The sequence below is a fragment of the Cedecea sp. NFIX57 genome, assembly GCF_900177785.1.
Lineage (GTDB): Bacteria > Pseudomonadota > Gammaproteobacteria > Enterobacterales > Enterobacteriaceae > Cedecea > Cedecea neteri_C.
Genome location: NZ_FXAS01000027.1, coordinates 18,887 through 36,837 on the forward strand (window position 1 = coordinate 18,887; position 17,951 = coordinate 36,837).

At 54.9% G+C, this 17,951-nt stretch carries 16 protein-coding genes; 1 reads left to right on the forward strand and 15 read right to left on the reverse strand.

Annotated elements, in window-relative coordinates:
- Positions 1–5 precede the first annotated feature (5 nt).
- The 9 genes from cheY to B9Y90_RS19775 all read right to left on the reverse strand — a co-directional run bounded on the left by cheY (position 6) and on the right by B9Y90_RS19775 (position 10,377).
- Entirely contained in the window at positions 6–395 is a 390-nt protein-coding gene (cheY, locus tag B9Y90_RS19735; RefSeq protein ID WP_008453900.1) for a chemotaxis response regulator CheY, read from the reverse strand.
- Between the two features lie 19 nt (positions 396–414).
- Entirely contained in the window at positions 415–1,464 is a 1,050-nt protein-coding gene (locus B9Y90_RS19740; protein ID WP_039294605.1) for a protein-glutamate methylesterase/protein-glutamine glutaminase, read from the reverse strand.
- Positions 1,461–2,327, reverse strand: a complete 867-nt coding sequence (cheR, locus tag B9Y90_RS19745) for a protein-glutamate O-methyltransferase CheR (protein WP_008453898.1) — start codon at positions 2,325–2,327, stop codon at positions 1,461–1,463. Before cheR ends, B9Y90_RS19740 begins: the two co-directional genes overlap by 4 nt.
- Before the next feature lie 19 nt (positions 2,328–2,346).
- On the reverse strand, positions 2,347–3,951 hold the full coding sequence (locus B9Y90_RS19750; protein WP_085542274.1) for a methyl-accepting chemotaxis protein: 1,605 nt from the start codon (positions 3,949–3,951) through the stop codon (positions 2,347–2,349).
- A gap of 42 nt (positions 3,952–3,993) precedes the next feature.
- Positions 3,994–5,661, reverse strand: coding sequence for a methyl-accepting chemotaxis protein II (gene tar, locus B9Y90_RS19755; protein ID WP_085542275.1), 1,668 nt, complete (start codon positions 5,659–5,661; stop codon positions 3,994–3,996).
- A gap of 125 nt (positions 5,662–5,786) precedes the next feature.
- On the reverse strand, positions 5,787–6,743 hold the full coding sequence (locus B9Y90_RS19760; RefSeq protein ID WP_085542276.1) for a Csu type fimbrial protein: 957 nt from the start codon (positions 6,741–6,743) through the stop codon (positions 5,787–5,789).
- Positions 6,744–6,777: 34 nt separating this feature from the next.
- The gene (locus B9Y90_RS19765) at positions 6,778–9,057 is read right to left on the reverse strand and encodes a fimbria/pilus outer membrane usher protein (protein ID WP_085542295.1); all 2,280 of its coding nucleotides are present in this window, start codon (positions 9,055–9,057) and stop codon (positions 6,778–6,780) included.
- A 55-nt stretch (positions 9,058–9,112) separates the two neighbouring features.
- On the reverse strand, positions 9,113–9,832 hold the full coding sequence (locus B9Y90_RS19770; RefSeq protein ID WP_085542277.1) for a fimbrial biogenesis chaperone: 720 nt from the start codon (positions 9,830–9,832) through the stop codon (positions 9,113–9,115).
- Positions 9,833–9,846: 14 nt separating this feature from the next.
- Positions 9,847–10,377, reverse strand: a complete 531-nt coding sequence (locus B9Y90_RS19775; protein ID WP_085542278.1) for a Csu type fimbrial protein — start codon at positions 10,375–10,377, stop codon at positions 9,847–9,849.
- Between the two features lie 656 nt (positions 10,378–11,033).
- Between B9Y90_RS19775 and B9Y90_RS19780 the strand changes: the two genes are divergently transcribed.
- Positions 11,034–12,305: a dicarboxylate/amino acid:cation symporter gene (locus tag B9Y90_RS19780; RefSeq protein WP_085542279.1), complete on the forward strand. Its 1,272-nt coding sequence runs from the start codon at positions 11,034–11,036 to the stop codon at positions 12,303–12,305.
- A 47-nt stretch (positions 12,306–12,352) separates the two neighbouring features.
- On the opposite strand, the gene cheW is transcribed toward B9Y90_RS19780, so the two are convergent.
- The 6 genes from cheW to flhD all read right to left on the reverse strand — a co-directional run bounded on the left by cheW (position 12,353) and on the right by flhD (position 17,779).
- The gene (gene cheW, locus B9Y90_RS19785; RefSeq protein ID WP_008453882.1) at positions 12,353–12,847 is read right to left on the reverse strand and encodes a chemotaxis protein CheW; all 495 of its coding nucleotides are present in this window, start codon (positions 12,845–12,847) and stop codon (positions 12,353–12,355) included.
- Positions 12,848–12,875: 28 nt separating this feature from the next.
- On the reverse strand, positions 12,876–14,894 hold the full coding sequence (gene cheA, locus B9Y90_RS19790; protein ID WP_231560196.1) for a chemotaxis protein CheA: 2,019 nt from the start codon (positions 14,892–14,894) through the stop codon (positions 12,876–12,878).
- 10 nt (positions 14,895–14,904) lie between these two features.
- Complete coding sequence (motB, locus tag B9Y90_RS19795) at positions 14,905–15,834, reverse strand: flagellar motor protein MotB (RefSeq protein ID WP_039294631.1); 930 nt, start codon at positions 15,832–15,834, stop codon at positions 14,905–14,907.
- Positions 15,831–16,721: a flagellar motor stator protein MotA gene (gene motA, locus B9Y90_RS19800; RefSeq protein ID WP_008453872.1), complete on the reverse strand. Its 891-nt coding sequence runs from the start codon at positions 16,719–16,721 to the stop codon at positions 15,831–15,833. The genes motB and motA overlap by 4 nt, the downstream gene beginning before the upstream one ends.
- 125 nt (positions 16,722–16,846) lie before the next feature.
- A complete protein-coding gene (gene flhC / locus B9Y90_RS19805; RefSeq protein ID WP_039294634.1) occupies positions 16,847–17,425 on the reverse strand; it encodes a flagellar transcriptional regulator FlhC in 579 nt (192 codons plus the stop codon).
- Between the two features lie 3 nt (positions 17,426–17,428).
- Positions 17,429–17,779, reverse strand: coding sequence for a flagellar transcriptional regulator FlhD (flhD, locus tag B9Y90_RS19810; protein WP_039294637.1), 351 nt, complete (start codon positions 17,777–17,779; stop codon positions 17,429–17,431).
- Between the last annotated feature and the right edge of the window lie 172 nt (positions 17,780–17,951).

Sequence of the window (17,951 nt, forward strand, 5' to 3'; positions counted from 1 at the left end):
CCTCCTTACATGCCGAGCTTTTCGAAAATTTTGCCCAGTTTCTCTTCCAGTGTTGCCGCAGTGAATGGCTTAACGACGTAGCCGCTTGCCCCGGCCTGTGCGGCTGCAATGATGTTTTCTTTCTTCGCTTCTGCCGTGACCATCAGCACCGGCATCGCTGACATCGCGCCGTCGGCACGAATGGTTTTCAGCAGTTCCAGACCGTCCATGTTCGGCATGTTCCAGTCAGAAATCACAAAACCAAAACCACCGGCCTGCAGTTTGTTCAGCGCATCTACGCCGTCTTCCGCTTCTTCAACGTTATTAAAACCCAGCTCTTTAAGCAGGTTACGCACGATACGGCGCATGGTTGAAAAGTCGTCTACGACCAGAAACTTGAGTTCTTTGTCCGCCATAAAATCCGGGCTCCTTCAGTTAAATACGTATTGCCTGTCCGGCACTAATTTTCGCCAGCATCTGCTGGCTAACCTGGCTTAAATCGACCACTTCGCTGACGCCACCGGAATTGATGGCCTCACGCGGCATGCCGAACACCACACAACTTGCTTCGTTTTGGGCTATGGTCCACGCCCCTGCCTGGTGCATCGCCAGCATCCCGGCGGCACCGTCATTACCCATCCCGGTGAGGATCACGCCCACGGCGTTACGCCCCGCGTGTTTCGCCACCGAATGGAACAGCACATCCACGGCCGGGCGATGCCGGTTCACGGGTGGGCCGTCATGTAATTTGATTTGATAGTTTGCGCCGCTGCGCGCCAGCTCCATATGCTTATCGCCCGGGGCGATATAGGCATGGCCCGGCAGCACGCGCTCGCCGTCTTCTGCCTCTTTAACGCTGATCTGGCACAGCTTGTTCAGCCGTTCGGCGAACGAACGGGTGAAACCCGGCGGCATATGCTGGGTAATCAACAGCGCCGGGCTGGAAAGCGGCAGCGGCTGCAGCACATGGCGAATCGCTTCGGTACCGCCGGTTGAAGCCCCAATCGCAATCAATTTTTCCGAACTCAGCAGCGGCCCGGCCTTCAGGGTTGCTGGCACGGCGGCTGGCGCATGTGCGGCAATCTTAGCCCTGGCGGCGGTTCGCACCTTTTCAGCAATCATTTCGCTGTAGGCCAGCATCCCTTCGCGAATGCCCAGTTGCGGCTTGGTCACAAAGTCGATCGCCCCCAGTTCCAGCGCGCGCAGCGTCACTTCTGAGCCTTTACCGGTCAGCGAAGAAACCATCACCACCGGCATAGGCCGCAGGCGCATCAGCTTTTCAAGGAAGTCGAGGCCATCCATACGCGGCATTTCGACATCCAGCGTTAACACATCCGGATTGAACTTTTTAATCAGATCGCGCGCCACCAGCGGGTCCGGGGCGGTAGCAACCATTTCCATATCGCTATGACTGTTGATAATTTCCGTCATTATCTGCCGCATCAGCGCAGAGTCATCGACCGATAAGACACGTATTTTCGTCATGTTCTTTCCTTACTCAGGCCATAGACCGTCTGACCACGCAGCCAGAAGTCGCGGCTGAGGTTACTGAAGTTCTCCGAATGCCCGGCAAACAGCAGCCCGCCGGGTTTCAGCAGCGGAACAAAGCGCTGCAAAATCGCCTGCTGTGTAGGTTTATCGAAATAAATCATTACATTGCGGCAAAAAATGGCGTCAAACGGCCCCGGCACCGGCGCCTGCTTGTCCAGCAGGTTGATCGGCGCAAAATCAATATGATTCGACAGTTCACTGCGCACCCGGACCAGCCCCTCATGCGGCCCCGTGCCGCGCATGAAATAGCGCTGCATCTGGACCGGCGAAAGCGTTTTCAGCTCTTCCTGGCGATAAACGCCGCTCTGCGCTTTCTCCAGCACTTGCGTGTCGATATCGCTGGCAAACACCTTCCAGCGGCCCGCGCCGCCCCCCAGCACATCCGCCAGGGTGATGGCGATGGAATAGGGTTCTTCGCCAGTCGAAGCCGCGGCGCTCCAGACTTTATAGTCCCCGCTGCGTTTGCGGGCATGCTCCGCAAGAATGGGGAAATGGTGTCCTTCGCGAAAAAAAGCGGTCAGGTTAGTGGTCAGCGAGTTGATAAACGCCTGCCATTCGGCGCTGCTGGAGTTGGCCTCAAGCATGCCTAAATAGCGGCCAAAATCATCCAGACCCAGCAGACGCAGGCGGCGAACCAGACGGTTATAAACCATGTCCCGTTTATGGTCGGCCAGCACGATACCCGCACGCTGATAGATCAACTGGCATATCCGACGAAAATGCGCGTCGGACAGCGGCAGACGCTGTGTCATCTGTAGCATTAATGACTGTTGCCCGGTGGGCGTCGATGATGTCATAGCGCCTTCTTTATTCCCTTCAAGATGTTACCCATTCTCCGGTCGCGGCGAATTCACTGGCTGCGGGCTCAGCGTCGGCACCGCTCAGGTGAAATACCGCCACCACACCGGAAAGATATTCAGCCTGCCCCGCCAGCGCATCGGTGGCGCTGGCGGCTTCTTCCACCAGCGCGGCGTTTTGCTGCGTGACCTGATCCATCTGGCTGACCGCCTGGGCGACTTGCTCAATCCCACGGCGCTGTTCATCTGACGCCGAGGCAATTTCGCCCATAATGTCGTTCACCTGGGTGACCGAACGGACAATTTCAGCCATCGTTGTCGCCGCCGTATCGACCAGCTTCGACCCCTGCTGTACGCGATCAACGGACTCTTCAATTAACACTTTGATCTCTTTGGCCGCCTGCGCGCTGCGGCTGGCCAGGTTGCGAACCTCCCCGGCAACCACCGCAAAACCACGTCCCTGCTCCCCGGCGCGCGCCGCTTCTACCGCCGCGTTCAGCGCAAGGATATTGGTCTGGAACGCAATACCGTCGATCACGCTGGTAATATCACTAATCTTCTGCGAACTTCCCGCAATATCACGCATGGTATTTGCCACATTTGCCGCCTGCTGCCCGCCCTGTTTCGCGGTATCAGCCGCGCTGCGGGAAAGCTGCGCGGCCTGGCGAGCGTTATCGGCGTTCTGCCCGACCGTAGCCGTGAGCTGTTCCATGCTGGCTGCGGTTTCGGCCAGGGAAGCAGCCTGTTGCTCAGTGCGGGCCGACAGGTCGCTGTTGCCTGCGGCAATTTCGCCAATACCGGCGTGCATTGAGCGAGTGCCGCTGCGCACCTGGCTGACCGTCTCTTTTAATGCCGTCTGCATGTTTTTCAGGCTGGCGAATATCTCCGAGATCTCATTGCGCCCGAAGACCGAAATAGGCTTCGCCAGGTCACCAGCGGCGATGCTGTCAAAGTGGCTACGGACAATCGCCAGCGGCTGCACAATCATCTTGCGCGACCAGGCCAGGGAGCCGAGCAACAGCACCACGGCGATGATCGTCACCACGGTGAATATCACCGCAGAGATATGGTAATTTTTCTGGCTGTCGCCGCTCGCGGTTTGCACAATCTGATTAATGCTCTGCTGCCAGGCATTGAAGTTCGCATCAAAAACGCCCTGCGATTTCTGTACCGGCGCGGTCATAAAGTCGGAAAGCTGGTTGTTCTCGAGCCATGTTGCCTGATGCTGGAGATCGTCTCTGAATGCCGCATAGCTCTCTTTCGTCGACGCCAGCATTGTCTCGGCCTCGCCCCCTTTCTGCGGGATTTCAAGGAACTGGTTAAACAGCATATCCGCCTGCTTCAGGCTGCTGCGGGCATCCGCCATCAGGCGCTTAATATCGTCCGGTGGATAGCTGAGTGCCGTCAGCGTGCCCGCCCGGTTCAAGGCATTGCTGGCCTGCAGTAACGCGGCCCGGCTTTGGGTTAACGCGTCGCGCTGCTGATTGCTAACCTCAACCCTTTTCAGGTTCTGGAAATCGTCACGAAAAGCCCAAAAAGACAACCCATTACTGCCAATCTGCAAAACGCCGCAGACAATCAAAATCAGGAAAAGCGTGGTCGAGATCCGGATACGGTTTAACATCAAAGCTTCCCTCTGCCGGCCTGCAGGCCGGTATTCATCTGATCAGAAAGTTTCCCAGTTATCGTTATCCCCGGGCCGGGCCGGAGTACGCGGGGCATGAACCACAGGGCTTTGCGCTACCGGCGCGGCCGCTGCAGGTTTTTTACTACCCGCATTCCCTTGCAAACGGAACGTCGCGACCGATTGAGTCAGGCGGCTGGCCTGCTCCTCCAGCGCGGCGGCCGCAGCAGCAGACTCTTCCACCAGCGAGGCGTTCTGCTGCGTCACTCTGTCCATCTCAGACACGGCGAGGGCGACCTGGTCGATACCCCGGCTTTGCTCGTCAGAAGCGGAGGCGATTTCTCCCATGATGTCCGTGACCCGCGTCACCGCGTTCACGATGTCGCTCATGGTTTCCCCTGCGCTTTCAACCAGCACGGAACCTGTGTCCACGCGTGAAACGGAATCTTCAATCAGCAACTTAATTTCTTTCGCCGCCTGGGCACTGCGGCTGGCTAAGTTACGCACTTCCCCGGCGACAACCGCGAAGCCGCGTCCTTGCTCACCCGCACGTGCAGCTTCTACCGCCGCGTTCAGCGCCAGAATGTTGGTCTGGAAGGCAATGCCGTCAATCACGCTAATGATGTCGGCAATTTTCTTGGAGGAACCCGCGATGTCATGCATGGTTTTCACCACGCCATCCACAACCTTACCGCCGCGCTGCGCGGTTTCGGACGCATTCAGCGCCAGCTGAGAAGCCTGACGTGCGTTGTCGGCGTTCTGCTTAACGGTGGCGGTGAGCTGCTCCATGCTGGCAGCGGTTTCTTCCAGGGACGCCGCCTGTTGCTCGGTGCGGGATGAAAGATCGTTGTTGCCTGCGGCAATTTCGGTGGTGCCGCTGTAAATGGCATCCGACCCTTCGCGCACGCTGCTGACCGTGGTAATCAGTTCCTGCTGCATGTGCTGCACGCTGGAGGCCAACTGGGTCAGCTCGTTTTTGCCTTCAACGTTAATTTTTTCCGTCAGGTTACCGGCCGCAATCTCGCGGATATGGCCAATCACCACGTTCAACGGCTTCAGCAGGATCTGACGCATCCCGACCCAGACCAGCAGAATGACTGCGGCCAGCGCCAGGGCTAAAACCCCCAACTGCCAGATAGCAAAGGTGTAACCGTCGCGGCTGTCGACGTACGAGGCTTCATACATGTGATCGTTCAGCGCCAGGTAGCCGTCGTAGGCTTTTTCGAGCGCATTCTGCATGCCCTGGGTCGACTGGCCGAAATAGGCATCCATGTTGCCGCTTTCCAGGTAGCCAATCAGCTCCGCCAGCGCCTGATGATAGGTCTGGTAATCACCGTCGATATCTTTCACCACGGTGTTCATCTCGGCGGAAATGGGCGCAACCTGTTTAAATTTGTTGTAGTGCTGCTCGGCGCTGGCGAGGGATTTCTTCGCATTGTTCAGCAGATCGGTTTTGGCGGCGCTCTGACTATTAGCCGGATCCATCATCATGCGCGCGGCGGAGCGACTAAGGTTAATGCGCGTGTGCAGCATCAGAACCCATGCCTGATTTAATTCAGCCTGCTGCACCCGGAGTTCGCGGGAGACTTTGGAGTTATCATTATTGTTTTTTAACGAATTAAAGAACATTCCACCGGAAATGATTTGCAGCAGCGCGAACACCACCAGCACCATCATCAGCATGGTGACAACGCGAATACGCTTTAACATAGGACGCCCTTTTAACGACTTGTTCCCGAGGTTATCGGCACGGCCCGCGGGAACTTTACGTTAAGTCACAGGGAAATTAACCGGTTGCGCCACGGCAACCGGCTGTCTGTCAGGCAGGGGAACGATCAATAGGTTACGGTAATGGTCACCGTGTCGGCATAGCTATCTGGCGTGTAATTGGTGCTCGGAATAGTGACATAGACCGGGAACTGCTGCGCAGACCCAGTGCCGGTACTGGACGGCATGTTCTGCGACGTATTGCCCCACACCGCCCCGGATGTTCCGGTAACTTGCCTTAGCTGATAAGGCACCTTGTCGGTATTACTTCCTGTGCCTGACAATACCCCGGTGCCGCCCGTGTTGCCGTTCGATGGCGTCAGGCCCACGGTGTAAAGCGTGCCGTTGGTGCAGGCAATCCCGATGGTGTTATTCGAAGCCACATTGGTTTGCGTGGACGTCACCGGCCCAAAGCTAACGTTATTGGCATAGCTGACGTTGCACTGCTTGCCCACTGTCGCCACCACGTTGAAGGGAAAGTTTGCCGTCACGCCCGTACCGCAGCTTGCGGGCGGTGCCAACAGGCCGGTGTTCATTGTGACTGTCATCATGCCGCTGGTGTAAGTATCTTGATAGCCGCCTGGCGCGGCGGATATTTGCGGCAGCGTCATTTGGGCGTAGACCGTCAGGCTGCCGGTGACGGGCGTCAGGTTAAGCAAATTGAGCTGCACCACCGGGTACGTTGTTCCCGACTGGAACTGGCTTCCCCACGCCCCCCCGCTCAATGTGCCCTGATAAAGCTCATAGGACAGCGTACTGGCCGGTGGCCCGGCAAAGGACATTTTGTGGTTCCCTACCCCGGCCCCGTCGATATTGAAGCAGAGCGTCACCCCGGCAAGAAGATCGCCCAATTGTTTGGAACAGCTGTAATCGAAGGTCATCGACGTGTTCGGCGTGCCTGTCGCCAGCGGGTTGAGGGTGCCAAAGTTAACGTTTTGCACGTTACTCACCGAGCACACGACCGCATGGCTAATCCCGGGGGACAGCAAGAGCACCGCCAGCAGCAACAATTGTTTTAATCTCATGCGGTTCACTCCTGTAGCAAAGTCCACAGTTACGCTATCGGCACACAACCGGGCCAATAGTCGGTACGTTTTTCTGATTCTCTGGATAGTCAAACTCAGCCACACAAATGCCGCTTCCTGTCGTCACCCGTAGCTGATTATGTAGCTCAAGCGCATCGAAATAGGTCATGCCATCAAACCCGACAATCGAGTCCTGCCCGATGCCCGTCATCAGCCTGACCGGGCTGCCTTCGGCGATAGTTTTGCCTTTAGCGTCAACCAGACTTATCTGGGCAGCGCGAACCGGCTTGATATCAAAATTCACCAGCGTCCCGGAGCGGTCGGATGGGGTCGCGTTCAGGCTAACGCTGCGGATCCGCATGTTGGCCGGCAGGTTCATCGGATCGATACTGATCAGGTTGTTCTGGTAGCTGTTGAGCGGCGTCACCAGCAGCCGTCCGCTGCTGTCGCTGTTGCCTACCAGATTATGCTGCAGCTTGACCGGTACACCGGGGATCCCGTCCGTAGAGACCACGGCAAACCCGTTGTTGATTTCCCGGGCGGCAAACACGCCGCCGCCCATCATCACCAGCGACCCCGTCGCCCCCGCATAGCCATAATTGTTGTCAGGAATGCTGCGGAAGCCGGTATATACGCGGCCATAGCGCCCCAGGTAACCCACTTCGCCCTGCCCGGTTTGCTGGGAACTTTGCTGGCTGGCAGCTACGTTCCAGCCGACACCGCCCTCGGACGGTGGATTCTGGCTGGCATTGAGCTGATAGCCCATCTTGTCACCGGTGCGCTGCACCGTCGCGCCGGCCGTCAGGCTATTGCTGGTACTGACTGTCAACATCAGGTAGACGCTGCGGTCGCGGGTATCATCAATGTTCTGGTTAAAGCTGGCGCTTAAAGAGATGTTTTCCGTGATCGGTTTAAACCAGCTGGCGTTGGCGTAACGAATAGCGCTTTGGTCAGGGTAGCGAAACTGCAGGTAACTCAGGCTGAGATTCCCCCCTACGCCAAAGTTATACCCCACCACCGCGCTGCCGCTGAAGGCAGCCGGCGGGGCGCCATACCGCGTCGCCACATCGTGATAGTCGCCGGAGGTAGCCGTGGCGCTGGAGCTAAAGTTGAAGCGCCCGCCGGACCAGCGGTACCCGAGACTATATAAATAGCCGCTCTCCCCGGCGTCCGAGCTTGCCGCCAGCGCGGTTGAAATCGTCCCGGACTGACTCCAGGGGATCCAGTCGCTGCTAACGCCACCGTTGACCAGGCTGTCGCTGGCCTCCATATGGCCACCTGCAGTCAGGCTGTTGCTAAAGCCACGTCGCCAGGTGCCGCTGATCGCCGGTTCGCTGGCGTAATCGAAAGAGGAATAGCCGTAGTTTTTTCTGACCACGCCCAGCTCAAGCGACCAGTCCGTCAATCCTTCCCTCAGCAGAAGCTGATCGTTGTAAAAAGAGAAGTTCTGCACGCTGGTTCTGCCGAGGGCATCGGTCATCATCACCTGAGCATCCCCTGCGCCGGTGATGTTTGGCAGCGTATTTAACTGGAAACTGCCCGCCGGAACCTCGCCGTTATAGTATTTAACCCCGTTGACATACAGCTCAACGCTTGAGGGCAGCGTGGCCGAACCCAGAAACGCGGGCAGCGGCGTCGTCGGCATATAAGGGTTGAGGCCAAAATCCGTGCCAATTTTCACCCCGGCAATGCGGGTCTGGCGGGACCAAGAAAGCGAGCTGGTGAGCGTATCGCCAAGGGTTACCGCCAGCATTTTATCGGGAAAGGAGGAGCGCCAGCTGGTGTCCAGGCGGCTAAAAGACTGATTGCTATTCTGTTCCGTGCTGTAGCGGGTAAGCTGGGTCGAACTCAGGACGCCTGCCGAGTTAAACGCCCGGAACTCACTGAACGTGTTGAAGTTGTTGCTCTTGCCACTGTCGCCGTAGAGGTCGTAATTCAGCAATGCCCCAAAGGCATTGGCGGCCTTCGGCGCGGACATGTCGGACTGGTTGAGCTGGGTGGTTTTCAGATCTAACAGGCTTAGCGGTGCGGTCAGGGCCAGGGTTTGTTGCTGAACGTTATAGTCAACTTTGACCTGAGCAATGTCATCCAGGTAATACGGCGGCTTTGCATTTTCCGGCAGGCGAAAGCCCAACTGACGCAGGGCCATTGCGTCGCCGTAAAGTTTTCCCTGCGCGTAGCCAAGATGAACCAGACCCACGGCATTCCCGTTCACCGTCGTGTCCAGATATAAATCCACGCCTACAGGCTGAGCTGTATCATTGCTGGCCGCATTCTGAGGTAAGTCATTATTAGTATTTTGTGCTGCTGTCATGCCTGAGAAAAATAAACCATTAAGCAATACAATATTTACCAAAGAATATGGCCAGTCATAGATTTTGTTCTGTTTTTTGACCATTGATAGTGACTTCAACCTTTCCACTGTGATAAGCATCACTGGCAGACGAAGATATTATCCACCGCATAGTTGAACCTGGAAGAACATAACCTAACAGACCTGGCGTAATCGTTTTTCGCGCCCCATTAGCCTGAATAAATGTCATGGCAGAAAGCTGGGCGTGGCTGTTTCCCTGATTACTCACATCGACAAATGTTTTGCCATCGGTTTGCACCAATGCCCATTTTAGCTTCGCTGTGTTTTCAGCCTGCCCGACAGGCTGCAAAAACACCGGGACGGAATAGCGCATAACAAATTGAAGGGTATTTTTCTGCACTTTGGCAGGCGGAAGTTCATCAATAAACAAACGGTAGGCCTGTTCCACCTGATTGGTGGCAGGCGTCGTGCGGATCACGCGGACAAGTTGACGCTCCCCGGCGGGCAGCGTCACGATGGGCGGACTAATGACCAGCCCCTGAGAGGTTGACAGCCTGTCGGCATTGCCGCTTTGCTGCCAGTTAAACACCCGAACCTGCGCGTTGAGCGGCGCAGTCCCTTCATTACTTAACCATATACCGTCCGCATTTTGTGCGGCGCTCAACGTCAGGTTAACCGGCGATATCTGCAGGCCACCGGCCAACGCATTTTGTCCCAGGGCCAGCGCCAGCAACAGGCATGCGCAGGCCGGGCGTCCGCCTAATTTCATTTTCATCCGTTGTCCTGAAATCAGTAGTTAACGTTGACGGTCACAGTATCCGCATAGCTGTCTGGCGTGTAGTTGGCGCTAGCCGCAGTGGCATAAACCGTATACGAGATAGCAAGCCCTGTGCCCACCCCCGCCACACCGTTACCCACTGTCGATGTGGTAGCGGTGTTACCCCAAACTGGCCCGGTAGCCGAGGTTTGGTTCAACTGATAAGGGACTTTGTCGGTGTTGGTTGCGGCGTTAAGCACAGACGACATTGCCCCCGAACCGGTGGTGGTTCCGCCGTTGGCCGCAGAAGGCGCAAGCCCAATAAAATAGGGCGTTGCCTTGGAGCAGTTAACGGTGAAAGTATTACTTTGCGAGGTGTTTACTGCGCTAGCTGCAACCGAACCCAGGTTAATATTCGAGGCCGTACCCGCCGTTACTGCACAGGACTTCGTAATAGTAATGAGGACCTGAAATGTACCGTTTGCCACCGCAGCATTAGCCGATGGAATAATCGCAAACGCAGTACAAGAGAGAATTAAGCGTGCTGCAGTGGCTGAATTCATATCCTTACCCTCATTCAAATGACTCAATCGTGCTTCGTGAATACACAACGAAGCGGCACGGGATGATTTAACGTTAGTTTATATTCCGCTTTAATAAAGACGGCGGACACCATAACTTGTCGTTTATATAATTCGTCATGAAGCCAAATGGCTGACTCTAAATACCGTTCATGCTGCGGGGAGCATGGTTCTGCCCACAAATTAATCCCAATCGTTCACTTCACAAGCAGGCAAAACAGTGTCTGACCGCCCCCTTTATAGACCTCTCGGTAAGAAAAAAATCAGTACGTTACGCCATCACTTAGTTGAAATTTAGTTTAGAGAATGGGAAATAACCAGACTCCCCCCCAAAATTCGCCTTAGCGGCCGATTGACACATTATTACCAATCAAAACAAGTCGTTAACCAGCACACACCTCAGAAGCCTGCAAAGTGAAAAGAATATATCCGCTATTTTGTGACGTTAATCACAAATAATGATTAAGTGCTGCTTAATTAACAATTAACAGAATTTATAAAAAAGAGTTGTATATCGGCGCGGTTTGATTCAATTTATGCTCCGCGCATTTACGGCCCGGAAACAATAATTATATAGGGGTCAGTAAGTTACAAAAAAACACACATTAACTACAGTCAACTACGGGGTTACTAAGTCAGTGGCAAGTTCAAACAAACTCACGCTATTCATCATTCTGTTCATGATAGCGGGGATCTTCACCGGCGCGGCCATCCACGAATACGCCGCCGCCGACGTTATCAAAAGCTACGCCGATAACATCACGCTGTTTACCGATATCTTCCTGCGACTGATCAAGATGGTGATTGCGCCATTGGTCTTTAGCACGCTGACAGTCGGTATCATGAAGCTGGGCGAAACCTCCACCATTGGCCGCGTAGGCGGTAAAGCGATGATCTGGTTTGTCTCTTCTTCCGTGCTGTCTATTCTGGTCGGCTTGTTTATTGTCACCCTGGAGCATCCGGGTGCGGGCATGAACCTGGAAGTGCCGGCTGAAGCCGTGCAGACCGGTCTGGCGGTCAGCGGGATGACGCTGAAAGCCTTTATTTCCCATACCATCCCAACCAGCATTGCCGGGGCGATGTCGGACAACGAAATCCTGCAGATTGTGGTGTTCTCGATGTTCTTCGGTATTGCCGGTGCTTCTTTGGGCGAGAAATTTAACGCCCCGTTGGTGAGCGCGCTGGACGTTGTCTCCCACATCATGCTGAAAGTGACCGGTTATGTGATGTATGTCGCGCCGCTGGCTATTTTCGCCGCCATCTCTTCAGTGATTGCCACCCAGGGCCTGGGCATTCTGCTCAATTACGCTTCGTTTATCGGCGGCTACTATGTGGCTATCGTGCTCACCTGCATCGTGCTGATTAGCGTTGGCTACATGGTGCTGAAGCGTGACGTGTTCCGCCTGCTGGCGATGCTGAAAGATCCTGTTCTGGTGGCCTTTACCACCAGCAGCTCCGAAGCGGCGTATCCGAAAACGCTGGATCAGCTGACGCGCTTTGGTTGCTCCCGTAACATCGCCTCGTTTGTGCTGCCCATCGGCTACTCCTTTAACCTGGTGGGGTCGATGGTCTACTGCTCCTTCGCTTCCATGTTTATTGCCCAGGCTTACAACGTGCACCTCTCCCTCTCTGAGATTGCCGTGCTGATGCTGACGCTGATGCTGGCGTCCAAAGGGATTGCGGGCGTGCCGCGCTCCGCGCTGGTTGTACTGGCGGCAACAATTCCAAGCTTCAATATTCCGGTGGCGGGGATCCTGCTGTTAATGGGGATTGACCACTTCCTGGATATGGGTCGCTCGGCGATCAACGTGCTGGGCAACGGCGTGGCTACCGCGATGCTGTCCAAGAACGAAGGGATGCTGGAAGACACCGACACTGACACCGTGCCGGTGGAAGAAGTTAAGGCATAAAAGAAGGGCTACCCTCGGGTAGCCCTTCTTCTTTCGATTAAATGCGATTAAGCAACCGCAGAATCCAGCAACTCCATCTCTTCGCTGTTCAGCAGCTTCTCGATGTTCACCAGAATCAGCATACGTTCACCCAGCGCGCCCAGACCGGTAAGATATTCGGTCGACAGCGTCACAGCGAACTCTGGCGCAGGACGAATCTGGTCAGCGGTCAGTGACAGCACGTCAGACACGCCGTCAACCACAATCCCGACCACGCGTTTTTCCAGATTCAGCACGATAACCACGGTATTGTCGTTATATTCCACGCCATCCTGTTCGAACTTCAGGCGCAGGTCGATAATCGGCACGATAACGCCGCGCAGGTTGGTAACGCCTTTGATAAAAGCAGGCGTGTTCGCGATGCGCGTCACCTGATCGTAACCGCGGATCTCCTGCACTTTCAGGATATCAATGCCGTACTCTTCAGCGCCGAGGGTGAACACCAGAAACTCCTGGCCTACATTTTCCCCGGTCAGTTTTGTCACATTCGTTAGTGCAGTCATTTGCGTACCTATTCTTTTAAGCGGTTAATCAGGCGACGGTTAGCGCCAGACGTTGTTCACGGTTTAGCCCCTGCAGCGCAGAAACATCGACGATCAGCGCCACGCTGCCGTCACCCAAAATGGTGGCTGCAGAAATGCCCGGCACCTTGCGGTAGTTGCTTTCAAGGTTTTTCACCACAACCTGATGCTGGCCAATCAGTTGGTCAACCAACAGCGCGTAGCGGCGTCCGGCGCTTTGCAGGATCACAACGATGCCCTGCGTGGCTTCGGTTTTGGCGCCCTGAACGTCAAAGACTTTCCACAGCTCAACCAGCGGCAGATATTCCCCACGTACTTCCAGCACGCGCTCGCCGCCCGCCAGCGGGTGCAGATCTTCTTCCTGCGGCTGCAGAGATTCCATCACAGCGTTCAGCGGCAGAATAAAGACTTCGTCACTCACCTTAACCGACATGCCATCGAGGATAGCGAGCGTCAGTGGCAGCAGAATGCGAATAGTTGTCCCTGCCCCGGCTTTCGACTGGATTTCGACGTGGCCGCCCATTTCCTGGATGTTACGTTTCACCACGTCCATGCCCACACCACGGCCAGACACGTCGGTGACCTGCTCGGCGGTGGAGAAGCCCGGGGCGAAAATAAGCATCCCAACTTCATCATCGGTCATGCTTTCACTGACCGGCATCCCCTGGGAAATCGCCTTCGCCAGAATACGTTCGCGGTTAAGCCCAGCCCCGTCATCGGTTACTTCGATACAGATATTCCCGCCCTGATGCTCCGCAGACAGAATCAGGTTACCGACTTCTGACTTCCCTGCCGCACGGCGTTTTTCCGGCGACTCGATACCGTGGTCAAGGCTGTTACGTACCAGGTGCGTTAACGGATCGATAATGCGCTCGATCAGGCTCTTATCCAGCTCGGTGGAGCTGCCCATCAGCGTCAGTTCTACCTGCTTGTTCAGCTTCCCGGCCAGATCGCGGACCAGGCGTGGGAAACGGCTGAAGACGTATTCCATCGGCATCATGCGGATAGACATCACCGACTCCTGGAGGTCGCGCGCGTTACGCTGCAGCTGCCCCATGCTGGTGATCAAATCGCCATGGTTGACCGGGTCGAGCTCGTTAGAACGCTGGGCCAGCATGGACTGGGTGATCACCAGTTCACCAACCAGGTTAATCAACTGGTCAACTTTCTCTACCGCTACGCGAATGCTGGTCGATTCGGATGCGCGAGCGGCAGGTTTATCGCGCTCAACGCGCCCTGTCGCAGGGGTTAGCGGCTCAGGCAAACCAGCTTTTTGCACGGCAACTGCCGTTTGAGCAGGCGCTTCAGGCACCGCCACCGAAGTGGTTTCTGCCACCGCTGGCGCGCTGGCTGCTGTAACCGGCACAAAGCTGATTTGCTCTGGCTCAATCACGAAGCAAAGTACAGCAGTAATATCGTCTTCGCTGACGCTGGTTTCCAGCGTGGCCGTTACGGAAGCGGTATCTTTAACTACTTCGCTCAGGGTACCCAGGTTCCCCAGCTCTTCGAGCATCAGGTCACGCTCAGCCTCTTTCAAGCCATCAATCACTACGCGCAGCTTACCGCCGCTGTCGGCAGGAGCCGACGCAGGTTGTTCAGTTTCAACCACGGAGAGTTTGGCCGGCGCCGAGGGTGCCTCGCCTTTGGCTTCCAGGGCAAGCTGACGCAGCGCTTTGCAGATGTAGTCGAAGCTTGCGGCATCCGGCTCTTCAGAGTTTTTATAGGCGTCCAACTGTTCCTGCATAATATCCTTGGTTTCCAAAAACAGGTTGATGATATCGGTGTTGAGCTGCATCTCACCGCGCCGCGCTTCGTCAAGCAGGTTCTCCATCAGGTGGGTCGTTTCCTGCAGGATGGAGAAGCCAAATGTCCCCGCTCCGCCCTTGATGGAGTGGGCCGCACGGAAAATAGCGTTCAACTGTTCGGAGTCCGGCGCCTCAGGCACCAAATCCAGGAGATGCTGCTCCATATCGGCCAACAGTTCGTCGGCTTCGTCAAAAAATGTCTGGTAAAAATCGCTAATATCCATGCTCACGCTATCACCTCGTGCCTGGTTGTGGCGCAACTGTGTTATTCGCCGGAGCCGCCGTTGGATCCTGCTGCAGAACGCTGAGAGGCTGGTTCTCGCTCTCTGAGTTCTCATGCATGATGGCGTCTTCGGTCTGTTTATTAAGCACCAGCAAACTGATGCGACGGTTAATGGCGTCCCCGCCTCCGCGTTTGGAGAGGCTCATCTGCGAGGACATCCCGATGACGCGCAGCACTTTGCCATCGTCGAGGCCGCCTGCCACCAGCTCACGGCGGGAAGCATTCGCACGGTCGGCGGAAAGCTCCCAGTTGCTGTAGCCGCGCTCGCCGTTGGCATAAGGCAGGTCATCGGTATGGCCGGACAAACTGATCTTGTTAGGAATACCGTTCAGCACCGGGGCGATTTTGCGCAGGATGTCGCGCATGTAAGGCTCGACCTCCGCACTGCCGTTTTTAAACATCGGGCGGTTCTGGCTGTCGATAATCTGAATCCGCAACCCTTCCTGAACCAGGTCGATTTGCAGATGCGGACGCAGCGCACGCAGCTTAGGGTCAGACTCAATCAACTGGTCCAAATCCCCTTTGATTTTCTTCAGGCGGTTGGCTTCCATGCGCTTGCGCAGTTCTTCGATGTTGGGCTGTTTTTTCACTTCGCCCTGCTGCTGAGTGACGTCGTCACCGCCACCGGGAATGGGACTTTCGCTGTCGGCGATACGCTGGCCGCCGGTAATGGCCTGAGCCAGCGGAGTGCGGAAGTAATCCGCAATTTGCGCCAGCTCTTTCGGGCTGGAGATGGAAATCAGCCACATGACCAGAAAGAAAGCCATCATCGCGGTCATAAAGTCCGCGTAGGCAATTTTCCAGGAGCCGTGAGCCGCCCCGCCGTGTCCCTTGTGCTTGCGGCGCTTTACGACAACGATGGGATGGGACTGATTTTTCATACTTCTTCTTCCGTCGCGCGCTGCGCGTTCGGGGAACGTACCGCTCTGACGTGTTCCTCCAGCTCAATGAACGATGGACGCTCGCTGGAATAAAGCGTTTTACGGCCAAATTCCACCGCGATTGGCGGCGCATAACCGTTGAGGCTGGAGAGTAGAGTGACCTTCACGCACTGCATCATTTTAGTCGTTTCAGCGCTTTTTTGGCGCAGCACGCTCGCTAATGGGGAAATAAAACCGTAGGCCAGTAAAATACCGAGGAAAGTTCCCACCATGGCGTGCGCAATTAATGCGCCTAATTCCGCTGCGGGGCGGTCAGCGGATGCCAGGGCATGAACAACCCCCATTACCGCAGCAACGATACCGAAGGCCGGTAATGAATCCCCCATTAACGCAAGGCTGTTGGCCGGTATTTCCGCTTCGCTTTCATGGGTCTCGATTTCTTCATCCATCAGCGCTTCAATTTCGAATGTATTCATATTTCCGCTGATGATTAAACGCAAATAATCGACAATAAAATCAAGCATCATGGTGTCCGCTAGAATACGCGGGTAGCTGGCGAAGATTTCGCTTTCTTTAGGGTTTTCAATGTCTCTTTCGAGTGAAAACATACCCTGCTGACGCGACTTAGCCATCAGACGATAAAGCAATGCCATTAAGTCCATATACATGCTTTTGGTATATTTTGAGCGTCTGAAGAGCAACGGCAGCGCTTTTAAGGTGCCCTTAATCGCCTTGCCGTTATTCCCTACAATAAACGCCCCAATACCCGCCCCACCAATGATCACAAATTCAGCAGGTTGATAAAGTGCGCCAAGGTGGCCGCCGGTCAACATGTAACCGCCGAACACTGTCCCTAAAACAACCAGGTAACCTATTAAAATCAGCACGAGATCATCCTTACGCCGTTGAGTGTAGCGAGGATGCCCAGGAGGCAGGTGTAGCGTCGTGTTTGGGCATAAAAAAAGCAGCGGTAATCTCTCACCGCTGCTGGAATACGCAAACACAGAATCTGTTACACAGCCTGTTCCACCTGGTCATCCAGCAGTTGTGGAATAATATCGGCAGCATTCTGGGAAAGTTTACGTCTTTTTACCGCCCTCGATGGCGGCTGGCACAGACTGCAGGCAAAGCTGCCGACAGGCTGGTGTGCGTGGGTAATAAAATTGCCTCCACAGCAGTTACACTGGCTCAGTTGGAGCATACCGCTCTCAACAAATCGAACCAGCGTCCACGCGCGAGTCAGCGCCAAGAGAGGGCCGTCAGACTGAGAAGGACATTGTTCAAGGTAGAGTCGATAGGCTTTGATCACCGCATCAACGCCGGTACATAGCCCACTACGAAGTAAAAACTGCCAGGCATTACAGAACATGGAAGCATGAATATTTTGCTCCCAGGTCATAAACCAATCAGTAGAGAAAGGCAGCATCCCTTTTGGAGGAGGACTTCCACGGAGTTCTTTGTAGAGTTTGATCAGGCGACCACGGCTCAACTGCGTTTCGCTTTCCAGCATTTGCAGTCGGGCACCCAGTGTTATCAGCTCCATAGCGAGCTGAATGTCGCGAGCTTCCTGGACAATACTTTTCTCGCTCATTTGTTATGCCCTTTTTTTCTTAGGTGCCTCGGCAGGCGTCGACACCTCATTCAATAAACGGGTAGATAACAAAATACCGGTATGAATTTGCTGTAAATCATCCACACGGGAGTCTTGTGTTAAGCGAGTAATTGCCTGACTTTCGCTAAACCGGAACTGACAAACTAATTGGTTAGTTTCTGCCAATTTTACCATTTGAGGCAACGTGAGTTCCCCAAGCGTATTTGCCATATCTTCAGCGATACCTAAGCGAAACATAGCAGAGGCTTTGTCCTGACTAATAAGACGCTGTGCAAGCAATAAGTACGACAAATTGATGTCGTAAATATGTTTTAGCAACTCGGAAGTATGCATTTTTTCCATCCCGAATAACCAACTATTATTGTATGCGGCCCAGCCTAAATATGTCGGATGACAGTAACGTGTCAGCGCGAGTAAATTCTCCAGAAACTTACAGTTGTAAGAAGCCGAAGCGCATATCTCGCGCCATTACTGTTTTCTGAACTATTAGGGGGTTGTTACCGCA